The 24,097-nt window shown below is 69.1% G+C and carries 20 protein-coding genes and 5 pseudogenes; 11 read left to right on the top strand and 14 right to left on the bottom strand.

Going from position 1 to position 24,097, the window contains the following annotated elements; translation table 11 throughout:
• Positions 1–347 precede the first annotated feature (347 nt).
• The 3 genes and pseudogenes from AB0F77_RS30945 to AB0F77_RS30955 all read left to right on the top strand — a co-directional run bounded on the left by AB0F77_RS30945 (position 348) and on the right by AB0F77_RS30955 (position 3,602).
• The gene (locus tag AB0F77_RS30945; protein WP_358079590.1) at positions 348–500 is read left to right on the top strand and encodes a DUF4240 domain-containing protein; all 153 of its coding nucleotides are present in this window, start codon (positions 348–350) and stop codon (positions 498–500) included.
• Positions 501–512: 12 nt separating this feature from the next.
• Positions 513–905 (top strand): annotated as a pseudogene (locus tag AB0F77_RS30950) (DUF4240 domain-containing protein); the annotation flags it as partial.
• 330 nt (positions 906–1,235) lie between these two features.
• The gene (locus AB0F77_RS30955) at positions 1,236–3,602 is read left to right on the top strand and encodes a Helicase associated domain protein (protein WP_361955003.1); all 2,367 of its coding nucleotides are present in this window, start codon (positions 1,236–1,238) and stop codon (positions 3,600–3,602) included.
• Positions 3,603–4,664: 1,062 nt separating this feature from the next.
• On the opposite strand, the gene AB0F77_RS30960 is transcribed toward AB0F77_RS30955, so the two are convergent.
• The 4 genes and pseudogenes from AB0F77_RS30960 to AB0F77_RS30975 all read right to left on the bottom strand — a co-directional run.
• Positions 4,665–5,804 (bottom strand): hypothetical protein, encoded by a 1,140-nt coding sequence (locus tag AB0F77_RS30960; protein ID WP_361955004.1) that lies wholly within the window; start codon positions 5,802–5,804, stop codon positions 4,665–4,667.
• A gap of 64 nt (positions 5,805–5,868) precedes the next feature.
• A complete protein-coding gene (locus AB0F77_RS30965) occupies positions 5,869–6,681 on the bottom strand; it encodes an ATP-binding protein (protein WP_358079596.1) in 813 nt (270 codons plus the stop codon).
• Positions 6,678–8,153, bottom strand: a complete 1,476-nt coding sequence (locus AB0F77_RS30970) for a Mu transposase C-terminal domain-containing protein (RefSeq protein WP_358079598.1) — start codon at positions 8,151–8,153, stop codon at positions 6,678–6,680. The genes AB0F77_RS30965 and AB0F77_RS30970 overlap by 4 nt, the downstream gene beginning before the upstream one ends.
• Before the next feature lie 403 nt (positions 8,154–8,556).
• Positions 8,557–8,625 (bottom strand): annotated as a pseudogene (locus tag AB0F77_RS30975) (XRE family transcriptional regulator); the annotation flags it as partial.
• 25 nt (positions 8,626–8,650) lie between these two features.
• Here AB0F77_RS30975 and AB0F77_RS30980 point away from each other — a divergent pair.
• A complete protein-coding gene (locus AB0F77_RS30980) occupies positions 8,651–8,821 on the top strand; it encodes a hypothetical protein (protein WP_361955005.1) in 171 nt (56 codons plus the stop codon).
• Here AB0F77_RS30980 and AB0F77_RS30985 read toward each other — a convergent pair.
• Together AB0F77_RS30985 and AB0F77_RS30990 are read right to left on the bottom strand one after the other, a co-directional pair.
• Positions 8,818–9,761 (bottom strand): IS5 family transposase gene (locus tag AB0F77_RS30985; protein ID WP_361955006.1). Its coding sequence is split into 2 segments (ribosomal slippage): positions 8,818–9,378 and positions 9,381–9,761, totalling 942 coding nucleotides; the frame shifts between segments, so codons are not numbered across the junction. The genes AB0F77_RS30980 and AB0F77_RS30985 overlap by 4 nt on opposite strands.
• A 70-nt stretch (positions 9,762–9,831) precedes the next feature.
• Complete coding sequence (locus AB0F77_RS30990) at positions 9,832–11,439, bottom strand: ATP-binding SpoIIE family protein phosphatase (RefSeq protein WP_358079741.1); 1,608 nt, start codon at positions 11,437–11,439, stop codon at positions 9,832–9,834.
• Positions 11,440–11,616: 177 nt separating this feature from the next.
• Here AB0F77_RS30990 and AB0F77_RS30995 point away from each other — a divergent pair, with 177 nt between their 5' ends.
• Together AB0F77_RS30995 and AB0F77_RS31000 are read left to right on the top strand one after the other, a co-directional pair.
• Positions 11,617–11,991, top strand: coding sequence for a septal ring lytic transglycosylase RlpA family protein (locus tag AB0F77_RS30995; protein WP_361955007.1), 375 nt, complete (start codon positions 11,617–11,619; stop codon positions 11,989–11,991).
• A 153-nt stretch (positions 11,992–12,144) separates the two neighbouring features.
• Positions 12,145–12,951 carry a glycoside hydrolase family 19 protein gene (locus AB0F77_RS31000; protein WP_361955073.1) on the top strand — a complete coding sequence of 269 codons (807 nt, stop codon included), beginning with the start codon at positions 12,145–12,147 and terminating at the stop codon, positions 12,949–12,951.
• Between the two features lie 190 nt (positions 12,952–13,141).
• Here AB0F77_RS31000 and AB0F77_RS31005 read toward each other — a convergent pair whose 3' ends face one another.
• The 4 genes and pseudogenes from AB0F77_RS31005 to AB0F77_RS31020 all read right to left on the bottom strand — a co-directional run bounded on the left by AB0F77_RS31005 (position 13,142) and on the right by AB0F77_RS31020 (position 17,822).
• Complete coding sequence (locus AB0F77_RS31005) at positions 13,142–14,413, bottom strand: ROK family transcriptional regulator (RefSeq protein ID WP_358079805.1); 1,272 nt, start codon at positions 14,411–14,413, stop codon at positions 13,142–13,144.
• A 107-nt stretch (positions 14,414–14,520) separates the two neighbouring features.
• Positions 14,521–14,736, bottom strand: a pseudogene (locus AB0F77_RS31010) (transposase family protein); the annotation flags it as partial.
• Between the two features lie 387 nt (positions 14,737–15,123).
• Entirely contained in the window at positions 15,124–17,043 is a 1,920-nt protein-coding gene (gene htpG / locus AB0F77_RS31015) for a molecular chaperone HtpG (protein ID WP_361955008.1), read from the bottom strand.
• Between the two features lie 128 nt (positions 17,044–17,171).
• A complete protein-coding gene (locus AB0F77_RS31020) occupies positions 17,172–17,822 on the bottom strand; it encodes a type III effector protein (RefSeq protein WP_361955009.1) in 651 nt (216 codons plus the stop codon).
• Between the two features lie 127 nt (positions 17,823–17,949).
• Here AB0F77_RS31020 and AB0F77_RS31025 point away from each other — a divergent pair, with 127 nt between their 5' ends.
• The 3 genes from AB0F77_RS31025 to AB0F77_RS31035 all read left to right on the top strand — a co-directional run bounded on the left by AB0F77_RS31025 (position 17,950) and on the right by AB0F77_RS31035 (position 19,376).
• On the top strand, positions 17,950–18,381 hold the full coding sequence (locus AB0F77_RS31025) for an Hsp20/alpha crystallin family protein (RefSeq protein ID WP_361955010.1): 432 nt from the start codon (positions 17,950–17,952) through the stop codon (positions 18,379–18,381).
• A 101-nt stretch (positions 18,382–18,482) separates the two neighbouring features.
• The gene (locus AB0F77_RS31030) at positions 18,483–18,878 is read left to right on the top strand and encodes a DUF2267 domain-containing protein (protein WP_361955011.1); all 396 of its coding nucleotides are present in this window, start codon (positions 18,483–18,485) and stop codon (positions 18,876–18,878) included.
• Between the two features lie 60 nt (positions 18,879–18,938).
• The gene (locus AB0F77_RS31035) at positions 18,939–19,376 is read left to right on the top strand and encodes a DUF2267 domain-containing protein (protein WP_361955012.1); all 438 of its coding nucleotides are present in this window, start codon (positions 18,939–18,941) and stop codon (positions 19,374–19,376) included.
• A 308-nt stretch (positions 19,377–19,684) separates the two neighbouring features.
• On the opposite strand, the pseudogene AB0F77_RS31040 reads toward AB0F77_RS31035, so the two are convergent.
• Positions 19,685–20,133: pseudogene (locus AB0F77_RS31040) on the bottom strand (transposase); the annotation flags it as partial.
• Positions 20,134–20,181: 48 nt separating this feature from the next.
• Here AB0F77_RS31040 and AB0F77_RS31045 point away from each other — a divergent pair.
• A pseudogene (locus tag AB0F77_RS31045) lies at positions 20,182–20,274 on the top strand (IS5/IS1182 family transposase); the annotation flags it as partial.
• A gap of 53 nt (positions 20,275–20,327) precedes the next feature.
• Here AB0F77_RS31045 and AB0F77_RS31050 read toward each other — a convergent pair.
• Genes AB0F77_RS31050 through AB0F77_RS31060 form a run of 3 tightly spaced genes read right to left on the bottom strand, consistent with a single transcriptional unit; the run spans position 20,328 to position 23,140 of the window.
• Positions 20,328–21,455 carry an FAD-dependent monooxygenase gene (locus AB0F77_RS31050; protein ID WP_361955013.1) on the bottom strand — a complete coding sequence of 376 codons (1,128 nt, stop codon included), beginning with the start codon at positions 21,453–21,455 and terminating at the stop codon, positions 20,328–20,330.
• Positions 21,456–21,479: 24 nt separating this feature from the next.
• Positions 21,480–21,923 carry a hypothetical protein gene (locus tag AB0F77_RS31055; RefSeq protein ID WP_361955014.1) on the bottom strand — a complete coding sequence of 148 codons (444 nt, stop codon included), beginning with the start codon at positions 21,921–21,923 and terminating at the stop codon, positions 21,480–21,482.
• A gap of 35 nt (positions 21,924–21,958) precedes the next feature.
• The gene (locus AB0F77_RS31060; RefSeq protein WP_361955015.1) at positions 21,959–23,140 is read right to left on the bottom strand and encodes a methyltransferase; all 1,182 of its coding nucleotides are present in this window, start codon (positions 23,138–23,140) and stop codon (positions 21,959–21,961) included.
• Positions 23,141–23,340: 200 nt separating this feature from the next.
• On the opposite strand from AB0F77_RS31060, the gene AB0F77_RS31065 reads away from it, so the two are divergent.
• On the top strand, positions 23,341–23,988 hold the full coding sequence (locus AB0F77_RS31065; RefSeq protein ID WP_361955016.1) for a helix-turn-helix domain-containing protein: 648 nt from the start codon (positions 23,341–23,343) through the stop codon (positions 23,986–23,988).
• The last annotated feature ends 109 nt before the right edge of the window (positions 23,989–24,097 follow it).

Genomic DNA, 24,097 nt, shown 5'->3' on the forward strand with positions numbered 1-24,097 from the left:
CGCACGATGGCCCCGGGCTTGCATCAGCTTCTTTGAACTGCGGAGACACCGTCACCCATCGCGCTACGCGCGATGCAAGCGAACTCCCGTGCTGCGCACGGGAGTTCCGCTCACGCGGAGCGTGAGCGGAGGTGGGTCGCGTTGCTCGCCACCCAATTCGTGTGCTGCGCACACGAATTGACGTTCTTTCTGCTGCGCTCCAAGAACGAACGGTCCGCTGCGCGGACCTACGGTCGGGCTCCCGCCCGACCACGGCTTCCGCTGCGCTCCAGCCTTCCCCGCGCTCCGCGCGGGACGGGCCTACGGCCCTCCGCGGCAGCAAGGGTGGGTGCTGGAGACTCCCCGTCGTGGACACCGAAGCGTTCTGGCACCTCCTCAGTACCGCCAAAGACAGCGGCAAGCCTCTTGAGGATGCGGTCACCACCCAGCTGGCGGCCCTGCCCGCGGAAGAGATCCTCGCGTTCGAACACCGCTTCACCCGACTGCGCAGCGCGGTCTAGCGCTGGGACGTATGGGCAGCCGCCTACCTCATCGGCGAGGGCTGCTCCGATGACAGGTTCAGCGACTTCACCGCCGGCCTGGTCGCACTCGGACCCCACTGGTACGAACGAGTGGCCGCCTGCCCGGACATACTCGCCGAACATCCCGCCGTCCAGGCCGCAGTGGCCTCTGGCGACCAGGACGTTGTGTTCGCCGAAGACTTCGGCTTCGTCTCCAGTCGCGCCTACGCGCAGCTGACCGGAGACGAGGACGACTACTGGGAAGACTGGGAGAGCTACAGCAAAGCGCGCGCAACGGACGAGGTAACCCAGGGCGAAGGCATGGGCGAACCGTTCGATTTCGACGATGCCGAGGAGATGCGCCGACGGCTGCCGCAGCTGACCGCCCTCTACGATCCGAGTTGAGCCTTTGCGGCTGGCACGGGCTCGATGCCTCAAAAAGCAACGCGGATCAAAACTGGATCACGGCCTCCGCGGCGGTGGTGCACAGGGCTGTCGCTGCAGCCGACCGGTGAAACTGCGTGACGCTCACCGAACCTGCGCAGCGCCCAGCAAAAAGCAGCCCTCACTGTAGACCAGGTGCATCGCGTCGCGAGAGCACTCATCGTTCAGCTGGATACATCTCTGACCGGTGAGCTGGCTCCAGAGGGCGGGAAGGCCGCAACTGGCAGCAGAGCCTGTGATGGTGACGTTCTGTCGCAGAATCAGTGACATCTAAGTGCCGCAGTAGGGAGCATGTTCGTGCAGGTGAGAGGGGGCTCGTTGGTCGTAGGGAGGTCGGTGTTGCGGGCGCATCAGGCCGAAGCGGTGGACGCGGCGGTGCGCGCCCTGGGGAATGCTGCTTTCCCGGGTATGGGGCTGCGGGCGACGATCGTTTCGGCGTGCGGGACAGGCAAGACCTTGATGGGTGCGCACACCGCCTTGCGAGTGGCGCGCTCGGGTCGGGTGCTGGTGCTGGTGCCGACGCTGGATCTGCTGGTGCAGACAGTTGCCGCCTGGCGGGAGGCGGGACGCGCCGGGGCGATGGCGGCGGTCTGCTCGCTGCGTACGGACGCCGGGCTGGACGCCGCCGGGGTCCGGTGCACGACCGACGCGCGGCAGCTGCTGGCGTGGGCCGGTGGGAGGGGACGGGTGACCGTCTTCGCCACGTACGCGTCGCTGCCGGTGCTGGCTGCCTCTCACCGGGCGAATCTGGGGCGGTGGGACCTGATGGTCGTCGACGAGGCGCACCGCACGTCGGGCCCATGGGGCAAGCCGTGGGCTGCGGTCCATGACGATGCTGTGCTGCCGGCGGAGCGCCGGTTGTATCTGACAGCAACGCCCCGGGTCGCCGATCCCTGGTCCGCAGAGGACGGCGGGGTGGAGGGCGAGAAGCCGCTGGTGGCCTCGATGGGCGACGAGTCGGTGTTCGGCCCGGTGGTGTACCGGCTGTCGCTGGCTGAGGCCATTGGTCGCGGGCTGCTGGCCCGTTACCAGATCATCGTGCTGGAGATCCGCGATCCCGCTGTGGCAGCGACGGCACCGGATGAGGAGGGCTCCGGCGCCAGGGCGGGAGCGGTGCGGCTGGAGGCGTTGCAGACGGCCGTTCTCAAGGCCGCGTCGGCCCACCAGCTGACGCGGGTGATGACGTTCCATCACCGCGTCGCGGACGCCCGCGTCTTCACCCGAGCGGTGCCGGAGGCCTCCGGGCGCCTGTGGTCTGCGGATCCGGCGGTCCATCCGCGGCGGGTATGGTCCGGCTGGCTGCACGGCGGCCATGGCATGGTCCACCGGCGAGCGGTGTTGGAGCAGTTCGCCCGCGGGTGGGGCGCGGACGGGGTCGTGGTGGAGCGCTGTGTGCTCTCCAGCGCCCGGGTACTGGCCGAAGGCGTCGACATCCCCGAGGTGGACGCGGTGGTCTTCAGCGATCCTCGGGAGTCGATCGTCGACACCGTCCAGACCGTCGGGCGCGCGCTGCGGCAAGGCCCGCGCGGGGACAAGGTCGCCTCACTGCTGGTGCCGGTCTTCCTGGCCCCCGGAGAGCGCAGCGAGGACTGGCTGGCGTCCGGCTCCTATCTGCCACTGGTCAAGGTCCTGGCCGCGCTCGCCGCCCACGACACCGACGTGATCGACCGGCTCGCCGCCTGGCCCGGTGGGGATGCTGCAGGCACGGCCGAGCAGGAGGGGCCGCTGCTGTTCGCCACCGCCCGGGATCCCGCCGACATCGCGGAGTTCGTGAGACTGCGGGTGATCAACGTGGAGCGCCGCGGGTGGCTGCGCGGCTGGGCGGCCGCCCGCCGCTTCCACGCGGCCCACGGCCACCTGAACGTTCCCTTCCACTCCAAGGACGGCCGCTTCCCGCTGGGACAGTGGATCGCCGAGCAGCGCAAGGCCTACGGGACCGGCCGGCTGGCCGCGGTGCGCATCGACGCGCTGGAACGCCTCAGCATGGTGTGGAGCCACCCCGACCACGCCTTCCAGACAGGGTTGTCGATAGCCCGCGCCTACCACGCCGTCCACGACCACCTCGCGGCCGGGCACGACGCCGTCGTGGACGGCTACCCGATCGGGACATGGCTGGCCAACCGGCGCCGGGAGGCACGCCTTGCCGTCGGCGCACGAGGGGCATTGAACGATCGGCGCAAGGCGGCACTGGCCGAGGTCGACCCGTACTGGTGTCCCGAGTGGCCGCTTGTCTGGCAGCGCCGCTACGTCCTGCTGCGGCAGCATGTCGCCGCGGGAGGAGCGGTGGAGATCGCGCCCGGGCACATGATGGCCGGGGAAGACATCGGCGCCTGGCTGGCCCGCCAGCAAGCCGACTGGGACGTCCTCTACCCAGAGCAGAGGCGGCTGCTGGCCGAACTCGGCGTCACGCCGGGGGACGGCGGTGTGCAGGGCGCAGTGCGCGTCCCCCACGACGACAAGTTCACACGGAACCTCGCCGCAGCGGCTGCCTACGCCCAGCGCGAAGGGCACCTGAACGTCCCCCGCAAGCATGTGGAAATCACCGACGGCACCGAGATCAGACTGGGCATATGGATATCCAACCAGCGCTCCCGCAGAGCGAAACTGCCCCCGCAGCGCATCAACGCGCTCAACGCCCTCGGCATGCGCTGGAGCTGAAACCGGGGCGGCTGTCCGCGGCAGCAGAATCCAGTACCGGCGTCGCCTCCAGGCGGGTCAGCCACAGGGGAACTGGCCCACCCGCCCTTGGTCCGCTGCCCCTCTCAACCAGTCGCGACCGTCGGGATCTTCGCGACTATCTGGCCGAACAGGCTGCGGACGGTGCCGTGATGACCGATACTGGTGGGCAGGTCTGGCGTGCCCGCAGGAGGATGCACGAGGCCAACGAGGAAGAGAAAGGCGGCGCGGAAAAGGTTAAATGAACCGGCTTAAGGGCTTTATCAGCATTCTTTTTGTTAGCTACCACATGTAGCCCACCCTGCCCAAAAAGCCAAAGAAAACCTCCTCCGCAAAAACCGCCGAACAAACCCTCTAAACCACCCCACGGGACCAGCGAACCGGCCTCCCGAGGGGCTGACATGCCTGCCGTAAAACACCACCGGCCCGCCCCGCGGCGGCGTCGGCCCTCGGCATGCCCTCACACCACGGCACACCCGTGCCGCCTCTCCCCGTCCCAGCCGTCCCCGCACGGCTCGTTCAGGCATGAGGCGGCCCCGCCGTCACGTGCTGGAAGGGCATCCACGCGATGAACTCGTCCTCCCTTGCCCCCATCACCAGCCTCCTGGCCGGACTCCCCGCCGTCCTCGCAGGTGCCCTGGGCGGCGCACCCTGGTGGGCCATAGGAGCAATCGTCATCGCGGCCTACCTCGCCGTCCCCCTCACCAGCCTGATCCTCGAACACGCCCGACAACGAAAAGGAACACTCGTCGACGAGAAATTCGCAGCCACACTGGACCAGATAACAGACCCCGAAAAAAGAATCCAAGCCATCATCACCTACCGGCAGGCCACAGCCCCCGCCACCACCCCCCAGCCACCACCCGACCCGCCGCCAGGAGCACTACCGCCCGCAGACTCGGACAGCTCCAACCAGTCGCCGGCATCCGCGTAGTCGACTCGTACAACTGGTCGTCCTGCCGACCGGCGTCACGCTCGTCAGCGCTGAACAGGTCACCCGGGTCGGCTTCGGGGAGCAGTTCGCAAGGGTTCTGCGCGGCCTGGTCATGGTGCGCCAGCCGACGGCTTCTTGACACGTCGTACCCGCAGTCGCGGGCGCTGGGGCGGCTGGGGCACCTCAGCATCCATGCCTGTCTCCTTCAGCTCGCGGTAGAACCAGTCGATCCCACGGGCAGGAACGGCGGCGCGCTCCCTGTCAGTGCTGGGCTGAGGCGGGCGCAGCCGGACCTGTTCGGCGAGCCGAAGCAGGGCAGGGTGCTCCTCGGGCTGGACAAGCAGGGGTGTGCCAGGCGTGGGGGCGAGGCGGATGAAGTGGGCGGCGGCACGGAGGAAGACGGCCGCCCAGGCGGGCACGGGGTGGACGGCGCAGCCATCGATCTGCCCGAGCGGGTCGTGCAGGGCCAGGGCGGCGGCTTCCTCGCGCCAGTCCGTGAGGCGGGCGGTGCCCAACTGCTGCCCTGAGGCGCCGGTGAAGACGGTGGCGGCCAGCGCGGCGGCCAGGCGGGGGTGCGCGGTCGCGGCATGGATACGGCGGGCAATCTCCGCAGTGGTCTGCGGCGAGCGTGGCCGGGGCCGGGGCCGGTAGCGCCACCTGATAGGCGGCGGGACGCACCCGATGCAGTGGTCCGATCCATCCCAGTCCCCCAGCCGCTCCAACGCCGGCACGGTGATCCAGCGGCCAACAACTCGCGGCGGCGCGGCAGGCCGGTCCGGGCCAGGCGCGGACACCCCGGCGAGGATGTCGTCGGCGGCCAAGGCCTGGACGAGCGTGTGGGGCACGCCGGTGAGAGCGTCGCGCAGGGCAGCGGTCAGGCGGGAGCGGTGGCACACCAGGACCAGATCCGCTCCGGTGAACGCCCGCAGGTCGAGCAGGCGCTGCAGACGCATACGGGTGAGCAGATGAGCGCGAACAACCGTCAGGCGCCTTACGGGGATCGCCGCCAGCCACGCGGTGGCGGCCTCCCACACCGGAGCGCGCGAGTCTGGAAAGCCCGGAAGGTGCGCAGGCTTGCCCAGCGCCGCCAAGAGGTCGTGGGCGAAGTACCGGTCGCTGGTGGTGCCCGGGGCGGGGTGGACGGTGACGCAGCCGGCCGCCGGAGCGTGGCCGGCGAGCGCCGCGCGGGTGACAGCGGCATCGTCGCCGGGATCGAGCAGGACGGTTACGGCAGGGGATGTGTCGTTCACGGGTACGTGGCGTCTCGGGCCGGCGCAAGGGCGCGGCGGACAGATGCGGGCGGGCCGGGAGTGCTCAGGGCAGGGTGCGGCGGCCGAGCTTGCTGAAGACCCAGCGCAGCAGGTCCCGGTTGACCTCAAGGCCGGGGGTGGCCTCCAAGGCCCGCCCCAGGTGGTAGGTGATCTTGGCCCAGGTGCGGAAGACGCCGTGGGCGGCCACGTCGTCGCAGTACAGCAGGTCATCGGGATCCACGCCGTGCCACACCGGATGGTAGACGGGGATCGTGGTCAGAACCTCCTCGCGGGTCAGCGGCCGAAACTCCTGCCAGATGTGCACCCGGGAGGCCAGCATGTCCTTGCTGGCCAGGACCTCGTAGGTGTTGCCGCCGCCGACGAAGACCACCGCAATGTCGGTGTACAGGTCGTCGAACAGGTGCCGGAAGTACTCGAAGGACTCCTCCCGCAGCCACTGCGCCTCGTCGCAGACCAGGACCCGGAACTGGTCTGCGAGCACGTCTTTCAGCAGGGTGTCGAACGCGGTCGGCTGCCTGGGCGGCCTGCCCGGCAGACCGAGCACGTTGAACAGGTTGCGGCGGATGTCCAGCACGGTGGGCCGGCCGCGGAACTCGATCCGGCGCGTCGCGCCCGGGGCCAGCTCCCGCAGCGAGGCGTTGACCGACATCGTCTTGCCCAGTCCGGCCGCCCCGTAGACGCACATCATCCCGCGAGCGGCGATCACCTCGCCCACATTGGCCAGCGTCTCCTTCATCGCCGCCGTGCCCATCACATGCGCGTCGGGCAGCGACAGGTAGTGGTCCTTGCGGGGCGGCGGCAGCGGGCCCCGTCGCGGGCGGGCCGATGAGGGGCGGACGGCGGGTATGGCGTTCATCGCGCGGCAAGGGTGCTTTCGTGGTCATCATCGGCAGGGGCAGCAGCGACCTCGCTGTTCGGCGCGGTCCAGGACACGGGCAGTTGAGCGGGCAGCGACAGATAGCCGGGCAACGCCACCTTGGTCAGGTCCGCGGCGGCAACCGCACGCAGACCCGCCTCGGCCTCCACTTCAGTGACCGTGCCGAGCACTTCGGCCGGCGTACCGCGGGTAGCCGCCGCGTAGCGGGTGGCGCGGTCCTTCTCCGCCGCCACCAGCAGCCGCTTGAGCCGGTCGGCCTCTCTGGCACGGACCCGCTTCATCTCGCGGATCTGCTCCGCACTCGCCCGGTTCGACAGGTACGCCGACCCCAAGTGCCGCCCGCTCACGGCGTCGTAGACCTCGATCTCGTGCTCGTGGTGCGGCATGTAACGCAGCCGCACTTTCCGCCCCGCCTGCCCGGTCATCCAGGAGTCGACGTAATGCCGGTTCCGCCAGCGCACCCCCTTGCCGGTAAGAGTGCGCACCCGGCCGTCGTCCTCGAGGGTGAACATGTGCAGCGCGCCCGGCTCCGCATCCTCGACTGGGGTCAGATCCTCCTCCCACACGGCCGCGGGTGTACGGCCGGCAAGCGAGCGCGGCCGGTGCTCGGTGTTCCACCAGGCCACCCACTGCCCCAGCAGTTCGATGAACGCTTCCAGCGGCAGCAGCCGCTGCTCGGCGGCCGGCTTCTTGCCGCCCTTCAGACGCGGCGCGGCGGTGTAACCAGGCAACTGGGCGAAGAACATCTGCTTGGCGGCCTTGTTCAACGCTTCCACCGTGCCCTTGAGATGCGGGCTGTAGCCGGGAAGGTCCACCACCGGGACCGCGAACGCCCCGAGCGCCTCACCCACCGTGCGGGACAGGAAGTCCTTACCGCGGTCCACCCGCACCGCCCCCGGCAGACCGCCGAACGGGCCGTGCTCTCCCTCACGCGAGATCGCATCCCTGAGCGCGACCAGCACCGACTCCCGGGAAGGGACCTGCGCGGTGACCGCGAACCCCACGATCACCCGCGTCGCGCAGTCGATGAACCAGGTCACCCACGGACGCCCGAGAGCCCCGTCGATGTCCACCTCAACCTTCACCTGGACGTGGTCGGCCTCCCACACCTCATTACGGTGACCGGCAGGCCGCTCAAGAAACACGTCATGATCCCGGCGGGCAGCCTCACCACCACGCATCCCCGCCCGCACCCCCGGCGACACATCCCGCTCCACCGCCCGGTACAACGTCGCCAAAGACGGCACCGCATCACCCGCCACGGCCGCCTCAGCCACCAACTCCCGGTGCAAGGCGACCGCGTTCCCCCGATGAAACGCAAGCCGACGAGTCAACTGCGGCGTGAGAGTGAACCGGCGGCGCTCAGCCCGCTCCAGACGGCCCTCTTCTCGTGCTGCCACAAGCCACCGACGCACCGTGCGCTCGGACACCGCCAGCGTGTCAGCGACCATCCGCCGATGACTCGCCGTCAACTCCCCCCGAGACTCAAGCGCCAGCAGCCGCCGCACCGCGACCGGCCGCAACACACCGGCATCCGCCGCAGCCCCAACCGAGCCCACCCCACGCTCCCCCACCGCAGACCGGGCACGCACACCCACCGAAAACGATCAAGAAGGACCCTACCCCATTGGAGCCTTCACCCCGCTGACCAGCAAATTCTCAACCAGTGACCAGCCGATCCTCACTACCCGTCCACAACCACACCCCATCCACCCACCGGTCACCCCCCGTAAAACACACCCACCATCCCGGCCAACGGCACCCATCTACCCCCGGACACCAAAACAAGAATCACCCCGGACAACGCAGCGAAGACCTCCACTCGAGGTGCTCGATGTCCGTGAACCGGACCACCTGAGCCTCGAAGAGGCGGGCGGCGTAGTGGGGCGGTAGGGCGACGGTCAGGTGCCGGATGCGGTCCTGTCCCGGCAAGTCATCCGTCCTGCAGATGACGATCCAGCACCTCGCAAACGCGGTCGGCGGCGCCGGCACCAACGTGTGGTCGGGCTCCGAGCTGAACCCCCTCCCCGACGATGGCCAGTGGTCCGAACTGCGCAAGAAGGTCAACAAGCCCGAGGTCCGCAAGCGCCTGCGCAACCGACTGCACGACGAGGACTAGGTCGTTTCTGATGGCTCTTGGACGATGTCGCGGAGCCAGATGACGATCGCGGTGACGGTGAGGGTGCCGTTGAAGACGTAGTCCCGCTTGTCATAGCGGGTGGCCACCGCGCGGAACTGCTTCCACTTGTTCACGCATCGCCCGACCGCGTTGCGGTGGCGGTACCGGGCCTTGCCGAAGGCCGGTGGCCGGCCACCGGCCCGTCCCCGGCGCTTGCGGTGGGCCAGCTGGTCATCGGGCTGGGCGATGGTGGCCTTGATGCCGCGCCGTCGCAGGTAGGCACGGTTGTCCCGGCTGGAGTACGCCTTGTCGCCGCGCACCCGGTCCGGTCGGCTGCGCGGGCGGCCCGCCCCGTGGCGCCGGATGCGTAAGCCGTCCAGCACCGGGGCGAACATCAGGCTGTCACCCCGCTGACCGGGCGAGGTCAGCCAGTGCAGCGGGCGCGCCCGGTCATCGGACAGCAGATGGACCTTGCCGGTCAGCCCGCCCCGCGAGCGCCCCAACGCCTCACGCCCATCTGCCTCCTCACGCACCCCGCCCCCTTTTGCGGGTGGTCGGCCGGAGGCCTGCGGGGCGCCCCGGCCGCGTGCTGATGCGCCCGGCAGGAGGCCGAGTCGATGTTCACGGCCCACTCCTGACGCTCCGCCCGGCGGGCGAGCGCCCCGTCCGGGTCGCCGGCATCCGCCTCGATCTGCAGCTCCTCCAGGACGGCCGTCCAGGTGCCGTCCGCCGACCAGCGACGATGACGCTCGTAAACGGTCTGCCAGGGACCGTACCGTTCCGGCAGATCAGGCCAGGGCACCCCGGTCCGCGCCCGGAACAACACCCCATTGATCACCCTGCGGTGATCCGCCCACTGCCCACCCGGCTTCCCGTTGCCGGGCAGGAGAGGCTCGATCTTCCGCCACTGCGCGTCCGTGAGCTCGTGTCGCCGCACCATACGGACGTCCTGCCCGGCCAACCACGAGATCCACCCAGCACACCAAGAGCCATCAGAAACGGCCTAGTGGTCAGACGTCAAGTTTGATCTCCGCCCAGATCATCTTGCCTTCTCGTGTGTAGCGCGTCCCCCACTGGTCCATGCACTGGGCCACCAGGAAAAGGCCCCGGCCACCTTCGTCGTTGATGGCGCGCGGCAGATAGGGCGACGTGTGCGCCCCGTCGGTGACTTCGCAAATGAGGGTCCTGCTTTGCTCCCGAAGCATCCTGAGGGTGATGGGCTCGCTTCCGTAGCGAATCGCGTTCGTCACCAGCTCGCTCACCACAAGTTCGGTGACGAAGGTGATTTCCTCCAGTCCCCACTGCTCAAGCTGAACCCGCGCATGCTCTCGAATCCCGGCAACGGCTGAGGGATCACGAGCCACTCGCCAACTTGCCGTGTTCTCGGCGGGGAGTGACTTGACGCGCACCAGAAGCAGCGTCGCATCGTCTTCGGCCGACACGGCGGAGACCGGCGCGGTGATCACGTCGCACAGGGCGTCGAGATGCTGCGCGGGATCGACGAGGGCATGGCGCAGACTCGCCATACCGCTGTCCACCGCCTCGCGCCGGGATTCGACCAGTCCATCGGTGTAGAGAGCCAACAGGCTCCCCTCCGCCAAGTGAGCTTCGGCGCACTCGAAGGGCAGGCCGCCGATTCCGAGCGGTGGCCCCGCCGACAGTTCAAGGAGTTCCGGAGGATGCCCCGGCACAGTGACGATGGGGGGCGGGTGACCCGCGCTTGCGACGGTGCTGACGGCGGTGACGGGATCGTAGATGGCATACAGGCAGGTCGCACCGAGCGCCTGGTCTTCCGGCGCGTCACTGCACGTCCGATGGATACCCACCTGGGCCTGCCCGACCAAGTCGTCCAGGCGGGCCAGGAGCTCGTCGGGCGTGAGATCCAGTGCGGCAAGAGCACGGACGGTGGTCCGCAGTCGCCCCATCGTGGCAGCGGCGTTGAGCCCGTGGCCCACCACGTCCCCCACGACGAGCCCCACGCGCGCGCCAGAGAGCGGGATGACGTCATACCAGTCCCCTCCGACGCCGAACGGATCGGCAGTGGGCACGTATCTGTGGGCGACCTCGACGCCAGTGGGCTGGGAGACGACCTGCGGCAGAAGGCTGCGCTGCAAGGTCAGAGCCGTCGTGTGCTCACGCGCGTAGCGGCTGGCGTTGTCAATGCACACGGCGGTACGGGAGACCAACTCCTCTGCCAGCGTGATGTCTTGAGCCGCAAACGGATAGCGCGGCGGCGTGCGGGTGAGGGTCACCGTCCCGAGCACGGTGTCACGCGAGGTGAGAGGCAGCACAATGCGGCGCGGGCCGCCGGCCTCAGCAGAGAAAAGCAGCCCGAGTCTCGGCACGGAACCAGGTGTCAGCTGTGCGCTGAGCTCGGCCACCCGCCGCAAGGACGTAGCGCTCTGGTAATGGCCGAATGAGGAAAGGCCGCTACTCAAGACGTGTTCCGTGAGGTCGACTTCGACGCGGTCCGCGAAGTCGGGTACGACCACTGCGGCCAGGTCCTGCGCCGTGCGTGCGACGTCGAGGCTGGTGCCGATCCGGCTGGCACGGCCAAGAAGCGCCACGCGCACCCCCGCTTCGTACCGGTTCGTGATGTCGAAGGAGGACTCGCCCACCCCGAGGGACTTCCGTCGGCGTCCGACAGCCGGAAAAGGGAACAGGACCAGATCCGTGGATGGCTCAAGTCGGCCGGTGTGGGGCTGCTGTAAAGCACGTCGAAGACAGGCTCGCCGGTCTCCAGCACCTTGGCGACGACATCTTCAAGAACGCCGGCGGACTCTGGAGCAAGGATCATGCCGGGCGCGGCGAACCAGAAGTGGAACGCCCCTGCCTCCTCGGGCAGCCAGGAGCAGTGCTGGGCCACACACTACGGCCCGCAGCCCGCGGGTGCCCTGACGGCCAGCGGTGAGGTCTTCGACAACAACGCCGACACGGCGGCCACCTCGCTCTCCTGGCAGCCCCAACTGCCGTTCGGCACCCGCGTCCTGGTCACCAATGTCGCCAACGGCCGCTCCCTGACCGTACGGATCAACGACCGCGGGACGTTCGCACAGACCCCGCAGGAACCCAAGTGCCTCGACCTGACCGACGGTGCGTTCGACCGTCTGGGCGGGGTCCTCAATCCCGATGCCGGCCACATCGTCGTCACGCAGACCGTCCTGAACTGACACCACGGTTCGCCCGCTGCACGACCCCCAAGCCCCCGCTTGTCCCCTCATCCCCAGGAGCTCATTCTCGTGTCCACTCCCCAGCTTGCGAGCGTCCGTCACGGACACAGATCTGTGGTCTGGCTCGTACTCACCTTCGTACTGGCCGCCGCGATGACTACATTGTTCGCCGTCACTCCGGCCTACGCCGCGGACGGCCGCATCACCGGCCTGGCCGGCAAATGCGTCGACGTCGCCGGCGCCAACACCGCCAACGCCACCCGCCTGCAGATCTGGACCTGCACCGGCGCCGCCAACCAGAAATGGACCGCACCCGCCAGCGGCGGCGGCACCAACCCCTCCGGCTTCGTGGTGAGCGAAGCACAGTTCAACCAGATCTTCCCCAGCCGGAACTCGTTCTACAGCTACAGCGGCCTGACCACCGCCCTGTCCGCCTACCCCGGCTTCGCCACCACCGGCTCCGACACCACCAAGAAGCAAGAAGCCGCCGCCTTCCTGGCCAACGTCAGCCACGAGACCGGCGGACTGGTGTACGTGGTCGAGCAGAACACCGCCAACTACCCCACCTACTGCGACTGGAGCCAGCCCTACGGCTGCCCGGCCGGCCAGGCCGCCTACTACGGACGCGGACCCATCCAGCTGTCCTGGAACTTCAACTACAAGGCCGCGGGCGACGCCCTGGGCATCGACCTACTCAACAACCCCTGGCTGGTCCAGAACGATTCCGCCGTCGCCTGGAAGACCGGCCTGTGGTGCTGGAACACCCAAAGCGGCCCCGGCACCATGACCCCCCACAACGCCATGGTCAACGGCGCCGGCTTCGGCCAGACCATCCGCTCCATCAACGGCTGCCTCGAATGCGACGGCCGCAACCCCGCCCAGGTCCAAAGCCGCGTCGACGCCTACAACCGCATCACCTCCATCCCCGGAGTCACCCCCGGCAACAACCTCTACTGCTGACAGGCCCAACCTGACTCAGCGCCGCACGGTGGCCGTTACGTCGACGGTCACCGTGCCGGCCGCCGGATGTGTCCGTCCCTCCAGGACGGGTACGGTCCGGGTGTCGTTCATGAGGTAGGTACGACGAAAACACCCAGGGCTGAGCCGCTCCGGCACGGCGCGCAGGAATCTCCGAGGCTCGATTTACATATCAGGGTGTTGAAATTCGAGCCCCGGCGTCGCCCGGGGTACCGATGCGCAGCGCCTCCGGACGCGGCGAGAAGGAGTCGTCCAGGACGAGGGTGGCCGCGCCGACGGCGGCCACATCGCCGGGAATTGACGATTCACTGAAGCGAATGTCGTGGGGCACCACGAGCCCGCGATCGGAGCGCACGGCCTCGGTCACAGCCGTCAGCCCGATGGGCGCGAGCCGGGACCAGAAGGGTCCGCCGAACACGACCTCCCCGACGTCGAGCAGATCGATGACGACGACCAGGGCCTCGGCGATCTGCCGCGCTGCCACGGTGAGGATCTCCACCGCATGCGGATCGCCGGCATCGGCCGCGTCCGTCAACAGACCGAACGCCGCGCCGACTTGCAGCACATCCGTGGTGTCGCCTGCCTGATCCGCCGTCAGGACGCCGTCGCGCACCGCGTGTGCGACGAGTGTGCGCGGAGCCGCCACCAGGCCGACGCAGCCCCGCCTGCCGCACCAGCAGGTCGGCCCGTCGGGGTCGACCGGGACATGGGCGGTGTCACCGGCGTTCGAGCTCACTCCGCGAACTGCCGTGCCGTCTATGGCGATTCCGGTCGCGAAGCCCGATCCGTAGTACAGGAACGCGAAGCTGCGCCGTTCCCCCGGCTCGCTGAACCACAGCTCCGACACGACCGCCGCCGTGGCGTCCTTCTCGATGAGAATCGGCAGACCGGTGGCGAGTTGGAGTGCCGTGCGCAGCTGCACCCGCTGCCAGCCGGGCAGCATCGGGGGGTTGAGCACAACGCCAGTGGCGGGATCCAGCGGGCCCGGCGACGCCACGCCGACGCCGAGGACCTGCGCGCGGTCGACGTCGGCGGTCAACAGGAGGGCGTCGACCATCGCGGCCATCTCCCGCACCACCTTCGCCCCGTCCTGCACGGTGGGCGTCGCCGTACGGATTCGCTCGCGCACCTGCCCGGACAGGTCGATCAGCGCGTAGGTGATCACGGCGGGATCGATGTGCACGCCGACCGCGAACCCGCCGTCCCGGTTCAGGGTGAGGATCTTCGGCGGCTTGCCGCGGCCCCTGGCCGGTGTGGTCTCCTCGATCACCAGACCGGCCTCGACGAGCCTTCGGCACACGTTCGACACGGTCATGCCGCTGAGAGCCGTGAGCGTGGAGATCTCGATGCGGGTCACACCCCGCGGGTGGCGACGGATCGCTTCGAGGACGACGGCCACGTTGAACTCCGCCAGGGCGTCAAGGTTGACCCCGGTACCGCTCATCTGCGCTTTCCCCCTTGCTCCGCACTGTACGATCACCGTACTCGACCTCCGCGCCCTTCGGTCCGTGCTTCTGCCGGGCCAGCGTTCCCGCACCAGGTCCCTCCCTGCGCGAGGAGGGGGCGTATCCGCTGGATGACCCTGCACACCGTCGCCGGCGACACCCCGAACAGCGGGGCGAGCTACCGCATGGTGAGGTTCGTCCGGTAGCAGACCGCTACCACCAGCACCTGGTCGGCAAGCGGCAGACAACATGGACGGCCGATCCGCGGCCCGCCGCCACCCCGCTCCCGCGCCGCCTTCAACAACCGTTCGAACTGCTTCATCCGCAGCCCGGTGAACGTCTCCACTCACAACGGCTCGGCCCTCAACACCCCACGCATACAGGGGAAATGCCCAGACCACGGCCTTGTGTACCACCCTTTAACGCCGGGCAAAAGGGGTGAGGCCTGCTGTCGTTCGTCGGCACCGCCCGTTCCTGGATCGTCGGCGTGATTCGCGCGCGACAGTGTCAGGTGACCTGGCAGAGCATGAGGTGATCGACGATTCCAGAACAGAGCATCACCCCGTGTGGTGAATGGGCAGCCCGAACACACCCGCCCGCCCGGACACCCGTACGGGTGTCCGGGCGGGCGGGTTCATGGGGAGTGTGAGGTGGCGAGGTCGGGGTGGGTGCGACCGGGCGCTTGGGCCGTGCCGGGCCGCACCCATGGTCACAGAGTGCGGGTGAGGCGGTCGGTGAGCAGCCGGGTGAAGCGGGCCGGGTCGGGCAGGTCGCCCCCTTCGGCGAGCAGTGCGCTGCCGTATATCAGCTCGGCGATCTCTGCCAGTGCGGGTTCGTCGGCGCCGGCGTCGTGTGCTGTGCGCAGGGCGGTGATCAGTGGGTGTGCGGGGTTGAGTTCCAGGATCCTCTTGACGGTGGGCAGTTGCTGTCCCATCGCCCGGTACATCTTCTCCAGGGTCGGTGTCACGTCGTGGGCATCGCCGACGATGCATGCCGCCGAGGTCGTCAGGCGTGACGACAGGCGGACCTGCTTGACCTGCTCGGACAGGGTGGTGGTCAGCCAGGGCAGCAGGGCGGCGAAGTCCTGCTCGCGCCGGGCCTTCTCGGCGCCGGTTTCCTGGTTGCCGTCGGCGGACTCTCCGAGGTCGACCTGGCCCTTGGCGATGGACTGCAGAGGGTGGCCGTCGAAGGCCGGGACCCGGTCCACCCACACCTCGTCGACGGGGTCGGTGAGGATCAGGACCTCGTACCCCTGGGCAGCGAGGGCTTCCATGTGCGGGGAGTTCTCCACCATGGCGCGGCTCTCGCCGGTCAGGTAGTAGATGGTGTCCTGGCCGTCCTTCATGCGCTCGACGTACGCGCGCAGCGTGGTGGCCTTCTCCGGGTCGTGCGTGGAGGCAGCCGACACCAGCTCCAGCAGGGCCTCGGTGTTGTCCGTGTCCTCGACCAGGCCTTCCTTCAGCGCCCGGCCGAACTGCGCCCACACCTTCGCGTAGCGCTCGGCGTCCTTGGACTGCATGTCCTTGATGGCGCCGAGGACCTTCTTGACCAGGCGCCGTCGCACGCCGCGGATCTGGCGGTCGTGCTGGAGGATCTCGCGGGAGACGTTCAACGACAGGTCGTGGGCGTCCACGACACCCGTGACGAAGCGCAGATAGTTGGGCATGAGCGCTTCGCAGTCGTCCATGATGAACACCCGCTTGACGTACAGCTGCACACCGCGGCTGCTCTCGCGGGAGAACAGGTCGTAGGGTGCCTGCGAGGGGATGAACAGCAGTGCCTCGTACTCGAAGGTTCCTTCGGCACGCATGTGGATCGTCTCGGCCGGGGGCAGCCAGTCGTGGCTGATCTGCTGGTAGAACTCGGTGTACTCGTCCTCGGTCACCTCGCTGCGCGGCCGGGCCCACAGCGCCTTCATCGAGTTGAGCGTGTCGACGTCGCGGGTGGTCTCGCCCTCGGCGTCGGTGCGCTCGGTGGCCATCCGGATCGGCCAGCGGATGAAGTCCGAGTACTGCTTGACGATCTGACGGATCTTCGACTCGGACAGGTAGTCGGCGAGCCCGTCCTCGCTGTCGGCGGGCTTGAGGTGCAGGGTGACCGAGGTGCCCACGGGCAGGCCGTCGACGGCCCGGAGGTCGTAGGTGCCCTCGCCGTCGGACTCCCACTGGGTGCCGGGGTCGGTGCCGGCCCGCCGGGTGCGCAGGGTGACCTTGTCGGCAACCATGAACGCCGAGTAGAAGCCGACGCCGAACTGCCCGATCAGGCCCTCGGCGGTGGCGGCGTCCTTGGACTCCTTGATCTTCTCCAGCAGGCCGGCGGTGCCGGACTTGGCGATCGTGCCGATCAGCTCCACGAGATCGTCCCGGGTCATGCCGATCCCGTTGTCACGGACGGTCAGTGTGCGGGCGTCCTTGTCGACCTCCAGTGAGATGTGCAGGTCGGTGGTGTCGGTCCCGGTGAGGCTGGAGTCGGTCAGCGCTTCCAGCCGCAGCTTGTCCAGTGCGTCGGAGGCGTTCGAGATCAGCTCCCGCAGGAAGATGTCCTTGTTCGAGTAGATCGAGTGAATCACCAGTCGGAGCAACTGGCGGGTCTCGGCCTGGAATTCCAGCGTCTCGACACTGCTACCCATGTGGGTCTCTTTCTGTGGGAACGTCTTGAACGGATGGGACTCGGGCCGAGACGGATCGTGGCCCGCCGTCGGCATGGTCCGGGGCGGGCCGGACTGCACCCGCATTTTGTGACTCGCTGTGGTGGGAGTCAGGCATCGTCAGCTGCTGCCGCCGCGAGCCGGTCGTCGAGGGCGTCCAGGCATCTGACGAGGTCGGTGTGGCGGGCATCGATGTAGGGACGCATGCCGGTCAGGGGGGCAACGAGCTCGGCGGCGTCGGTGGCGCCGAGGGCGGCATGCAGGGCGGCCTGGGCTGAGCGCGCTCCGGGCGCGAGGTGGGCGAGCGCAGTGATCTGGCCGGCGAGGCGGCGCAGGTCGGCGGCGTTGGCGCGGGCCCAGGTAGCGGTGGCGCGTTCGGCGGCCCTGGCTTGGCGGGTGGCCGTCACGCGCTGCTCGCCGGTGGTCCCGGTGGGGCCGGGGCGGCCGCGCAGGTAGCGGCGTTCGGCGGCCTGGCGGCTGGCGACGCCGAGGGGGCGGGCGAGGTCGGCCCAGCTGGCGCCGGCATCGCGGGCGGTTTCGATCAGACCGGTCTCCCAGCCGGCGAGCTGCTCGCGCACCTGCCGCAGCAGCATCAGGGAGGCCAGCGCCTGCTCGGCACCGGGGCCGACGGCATCGGGGGTCTCGTGCTGGGCATCGCGCAGGGCGCCGTCTATCGCGGCAAGAGCCGCAGCAGCGGCGAGGAACGACGCCGGGCTGTGGGCGTTCGCACTGGTCGTGGACGGCTGATCGGCTGCGGTCACGGGCACCTCCCTCGGGTGGTCATCAGGTCGACGACATCATGTTTGTCATCCATTGGATGACATGTTACAACGGTGTTAGTGCAGCGCATTGGCAGCAACTGCCCGAACCTGCTGGAGGTGTTTCACGATGTTGATGCGCACCGACCCCTTCCGTGAGCTGGACCGGCTGGCGCAGCAGCTGATGGGCCCGGGTACCTGGTCGCGGCCGTCCCCGATGCCGATGGACGCCTACCGCGAGGGTGACCAGTACGTGGTGGCCTTCGACATCCCCGGCGTCAGCGCGGACGCGATCGACATCGACGTCGAACGCAACATGCTGACCGTCAAGGCCGAGCGCCGGCCGGTGACGAAGGCCGATGACGTGCAGATGGAGCTGTCGGAACGGCCGCTGGGCGTCTTCTCCCGCCAGATCGTGCTGGCCGACACACTGGACACCGAGCACATCGAGGCCGACTACGACGCAGGCGTGCTCACCCTGCGCATCCCGATCGCCGAGCGCGCCAAGCCCCGCAAGATCTCCATCGGCGTCGGATCCGGCCGCAAGGAGATCTCCGGCTGACACCGGCCGGACGGGTGCGGAGGGCGGGCACCTGATCTCCCCCTCGCCCCGCTCTCCGCACCCCCGTGGGCAGTCCGAAGAACAAAGGGGTGGTGGCCGAGATGACTCTGCGACGCGAGGCGTTCCTCGACCATGTGAAGGAACGCGGCGAGTACGACACTGTGGAGGAAGCCGAGCGCGCCGCCCGCGTGGTGCTCGCCCTGCTCGGCGCGCACCTGGTCGGCGGAGTCCGAGCCCAGCTCGCGGCACGCCTGCCAGAGGACTTCGCCCTCATCCTCCTCAACCCGCTGCAGAGCGCCGAACCGCTGTCGCCGGAGCGGTTCGTGCGGGCGACCGCAGCCTGGATCGAGGGCGCCACCGAGCAGACCGTGACGTGGGATGTCAGCGCAGTGCTGTCCACGGTCGCCGACACTGCCGGTGACGACCTCCTCAAGGAGATCCTGCTCCAGCTCCCCGCGGGCTACGACCTCCTCTTCGGCCGTCCCCAGCCCACCTGACCACCCACCCCCGGTGACCGCAGACCGGCACCACGACCCTGGTGAAAGGCAACCATCGCAGTGATATCCGACCGACCCGTACCGTTCCAGCAGCCCTACGGCAGGGCGTACGAGCAGATGCTGGAAAAGGTCCGCCACGACGGCGCCTACCCCACCCGTGAGAAGGCCGAGGAAGCCGTCCGCCTCGTCCTCGCCGGACTGGGACGCCAGCTGACCGGCGACGAACGCGTGGAACTGGCCGCCCGCCTGCCCCTCGAAGCCGCACGCATCCTCGCCACCCAGATCCCCGACACCCAGCCGCTGGGCGGCTGGGCCTTCGTCAAGGACCTCGCCGCCCGAACCGGCGCCTCCCTGGCCACCACCCGCTGGGACACCGGATCCGTCTTCTCCGCCATCGCGGCCTATGCCGGACCCGACCTGCTGACCCGCATCCTGCGCCAACTCCCCACCGGCTACGCGCTGCTGTTCGGCCGCGCCGAACTCACCCCCACCGCATAGCCGGAGACGTGCGTACTCGGGACGGGCGCGACGACCACCGCATCGCCGTCCGCCCCGCGCCCTGGGACCCGCGAGGTGACCACCGACAAGTCGGCATGCCCGACCAAGCGCATCAGATCCGGCAAGAACCCGGCGTCAGGGCCGCTCCTCAGCCGGGGGGCAGGTCGTGGGACGGGGCGCGGACCGCGAGAAGGCGATGTCGTCGTTACCGCCATGAGCCAGGCCGGCGAGGAGCTCGTCACAGAAGACCGCCAGCGGTTCGCGGGTCAGGGCTGCGGCGTGCTGAGAGGTCATTTTCTCCCGTTTTTTCATCCCGGGATGTGGATTTGATCCGGTGATGTCGGGTCACGCCAGGAGATGGTGGCTTCGCCGGTGAGGCGGCGGGCCAGGAGGTCGGTCATGGCGAGGTGGATCATGGCTTCGGAGCGGGCCGGGAGGGTCTCGTAGTCGCGGGCCAGGCGGCGATGAAGCATCAGCCAGCCGTAGGTGCGCTCCACGGCCCAGCGTTTGGGTATCGGGGTGAATTCCCTGGTCCCGAGGGGCGCGGGCGCTGATCTCTATGGATGCCGAGGGTGGCGGCGTGTTCGACGAAGTGCTTGCGGTAGCCGCCGTCCACCCAGGTCTTGCGGATCGCGGGGTGGTCGGCGGCGACCTGGTCGAGCAGGCGGGTGCCGGCGCTGGAGTCCTGGACGCTGGCCGCGGTGACCAGGACCGCGAGTAGGAGGCCGAGCGTGTCGGTCACGATGCTCAACTTGCGCCTTCTCCACCGAGTGCCTCGGCCAGTTGCTTGGTGGCGAAGCAGCGGGTGCACATCTGCGAGCGCCAAGACCTCCCGATCCTCACTGACCGCGCCTACACGGGCGCCGGCTCGTGGGTGACGACACCCCTCAGACGCCCGCTGGGCCGACGGGGCGGGGAAGCCGTCCTGGTCGACGACGACGCCGACGGAGGTCAGGGTGCCGGCTCCGGGCTCGGGGGCTGCCACGCTTGCAGTCGCGTCGAGGTCCGCACAGCGACGGCTGCTGGAGTCAGCCAGATGAGGGCATTGCGGAAACCGACCGCTGGTCGGCTGTGTACTTGGGCAATTTTCCCCATCTGCCAGGACCGCCGTGCAATGGCGGCGGTTCGCTCCCGCCGGGTCTCGTCGTAGAGGCCGAGCGCGGCATCGAGATTGTGCTCTCGGCCCGCGAAGGCGGCCAGCGTGATGGCATCTTCCAGGGCCTGATTCCCGCCCTGCCCGAGGTCGGGGGTCATGGCATGGGCCGCGTCGCCGACAAGGACGACGCGGCCGCGGGTGAAACGGGCAAGCGGTGCGGCGAGGGTGATGATGTCGTTGCGTAGGACGGCACGGCTGTCGGTGGCATCCAGCAGAGCCGGGATCGGGTCGTGCCAGCCGGCGAACCGGCGGACGAGCTCCGCCTTCTCATCCGCGGCTGACCAGTTGGCTGGTGTCGAGACTGTGGCGTACCAGTAGATACGGCCGTCGTTCATGGGGACGATGCCGAACCGCTCACCGCGCCCGTACGTCTCGCCTGCCGCCGGCACGTCGAACGCGACCTTGGTGATGCCGCGCCAGGCCGTGTATCCGGCGTAGCGGATACCCGGGTCGTCGGGCCAGGAACGCCTGATCCCGCTGCCGACGCCTTCGGCGCCGACCACCAGGTCGAATGTCTGGGTGGCGCCGGAGTCGAGTGAGACGGTGGCCGTGGTCGCGGTGCTGTGAACCGCGACCACGGGCGAGAACTGCACGTCCGGGGCGGCCGCGGAGAGGATGTCGCGCAGGTCGCCGCGGTGGATGACGCCGAATTCCGGGCCGGCGGCTGGTGACGGGCGGACCAGCCAGTGCCCACGCGGGGTGCGCAGGCCGAGGGGGATGTTCGGTGGTGCGCCGAGGGCGCGCACCGCCTCGCCAAGGCCGATCGCGTCCAGAGCGCGCAGACCGTTGCTGAACAAAGAGATACCGGCGCCCGCCGTCGTCGCGTCGGGCCGTTCGTAGACGATGACCTCCGCGCCCAGGCGGGCGAAAGCGACTGCGGTGGCGAGTCCGGCAATCCCTGCCCCGACGATGCCGACCTTCATGGCTCCTCCCTTCTGCTCTCCCCGTCAACAGCCGGTCCTCGGGACGTGGTCATCTGCTCTGTGCCGTTGGGCCACTGCCAGGTTGGGAACGCGGACGAATCCGGTTGCCTGCCGCACGGCGATCCCCACCGTGGCGATCGCGGCGGGAACATGTACAGCGAGCAGGCTCCTGCCGGCGTGGCCGGTCGCAATCACCGCGATCACGAGAACGAGGAGGACGATCCTCGTTGCAAGTGCTGAGGGAGTGTCACGTTGCCGTGGCAGAAGCACGAGCGCGACGACCAGGCTGATCAGCGGCGGCAGGACGAGCGCATTGCCCAGGGCTTCGTGCCAGGCGTGCCACTGGCGGTCGCCCTGCATAAAGGCGCCGGCGGACAGGCCCTGGGCGAGCACACCCACGGCGAGGACGAGACCCAGGACCGCGGTCAGGCGGGGGGCGGCGATGGTGCGTCCGGTCGGCGTGTCCATTCTGCTCCCTCCTACCGAGGCGTCATTGACGTGGGTCATTGCTCCTCCCGGGCGGCGGACGGATTCGTCGGGGCGTTCTGGGCAGGGTGTGTTGTCGGGACGGCGCAGACCATGCCGTCGCTGAGACCGGCCGCGCCGACGCCGAGGGCGAGGTTGAACCGGCCGCGCATGTTCTCCAGAGCGACGTGGTGCGTCAGTTCCACGATCTGAGGGTCGGTGAAGTGTCGCCGGAGGCGGTCGAACAGGCCGTCGGGCACGTCGACGGGGGTGCGGCTCATCGCGACGGCGTAGTCGAGGACGAGTTTGTCCAGGTCGGAGAAGAGCGGGCTCGACCGGTAATGGGGCAGTGCGAGCAGTTCCGCGTCCGTGAGCCCCCACTGGCGGGCGATCGCGGAGCCCAGGTCGATGCAGTATGCGCAGTGGGTGAGTGTGGCGGCCTTGAGCTCGGCGAGAGCGTGCAGGCGCGGATCGACGGCGTGCAGTGTGGCGGTGGCCCGCTCCAGCTTGACGTAACCCTTGAAAAGACTCGGCAGGTGCGCATACATCTGCAAAGGCCCGATCACCTGTTCAGCGTCCTTGCCTGCCGTCTTGGCCATGCTGCGTCGGACGAACCAGTAGACGAGCCTGACGCTCAATGGGGCGTCGGCGGGCGCGACCGGCGCAACGCGGAACATGGGGATCACTCCTCTCGGTGCGCAGCTCACCGGAGGTGAGCGCAGTGGGATGTGATCGCGGATCCCGGAGGGAGTCCAGGGACGAAGCCTGGGTATCCAGGCAGGCACCGCGCGACGGTATTCCTCGTACTCGGCACCGAACCGGTCAGCCAGTCGCGGTTGCTCATAGAACCGAACGGCCGCGGCGCCGACGCACCAGGAGACGGCGGCGTAGAACACCATGCCCACGGAACCGAACAGCACCGCCTGGCCGATCAGCACGACCACGAAGCCGGCGTAGATCGGGTTGCGCATGTGGCGGTAGAGGCCGCTCACCACCAGCCGCGGCGGTGACGCGGCCGGGACGGGGGTCCCGCCGGCCTCAACGAATGCGACGAACGCTCGCACGATCGGGACGACGCCGAGACCGATAAGCACCGCACCCGCGGCCATGGCGATCACGCCCTGGGGAGACGACCAGCGCAGGGTCCAGTAGCCCAGCAGAAAGGGGAGCAGGCAGCCGACGACCGCCCCGAGTGCTGAGCCCCACCCGAGGGCGATCACGGCAGCTGTCCCTCTCCGCACGCTGCGAGAGTAACACTCTCATTTCGAGAGTGCTACTCTCACAACATGAGGAACGTCATGCGGAACCCCGTGCGACCCGGCCGCGTACTGCAGGAGTTCGGTCGGCCATCGCGACCGGCCGATGCGACAGCGACCTGCGCCGGCCGGGTTCCCGCCGGGTTCGGGACGGACTGATCCTCATGACGCCCGACCACAAGACCAGCTCCGCCGGCGGCACGGGGCAGCAGGCCCGAACGCGGCTGGCCCGTGCCGCCGTCGTCGACGCCGCCCGTGCTCTGTTCGTCGAACGCGGCTACGCGGCCACGACGGTGGAGGCGATCAGCGAGCGTTCCGACGTCCCGCCCGCGACGGTGTACCGGTTGTTCTCCTCCAAGATCGGCATCCTCATGGCGCTGATCGACGCCGCCGTCACCGGCACCGGGGGCGCGGCCGCACTCGCCGACCAGCCGGCCGCCCAGGCTCTGCTCGCCGAACCCGATCCCGCCAGGCAACTCGCGGGGTTCGCTGCCATCTGCCGCGAGACCAACGTCAGGACCGCACCGCTGTACCGCATCCTCGCCAGTGCCGCCGCATCGGACCGTGACGCGGCCGCTCTGCTCGCGGAACGGGCCGAGCGCCGCAGCGCCGGGCAGCGCCAGATCGCGCGCGCCCTCGCCCGCGCCGGGACGCTGCGCCCCGGCGTACGCGAACGCGATGCGGCCGACGTCATTCACGCGCTCATGTCCCCCGAGGTGTTCAAGCTCCTGGTGAGCGACCGCGGGTGGCCACCGCAGCGTTACGAGCAGTGGCTCACCCAGACCTTGACCGACCAACTCCTGCCGAGATGAACAACAGGAGGGCCCGACGATGCGGCTGACGATCTTCGGCGCGACCGGCCGGACCGGAACCCTACTGCTCCAGCAGACACTGGATCGCGGGGACAACGTCACAGCGAAC

The sequence above is a fragment of the Streptomyces sp. NPDC026672 genome (assembly GCF_040638185.1).
In the GTDB taxonomy this organism is placed as follows: Bacteria; Actinomycetota; Actinomycetes; order Streptomycetales; family Streptomycetaceae; genus Streptomyces.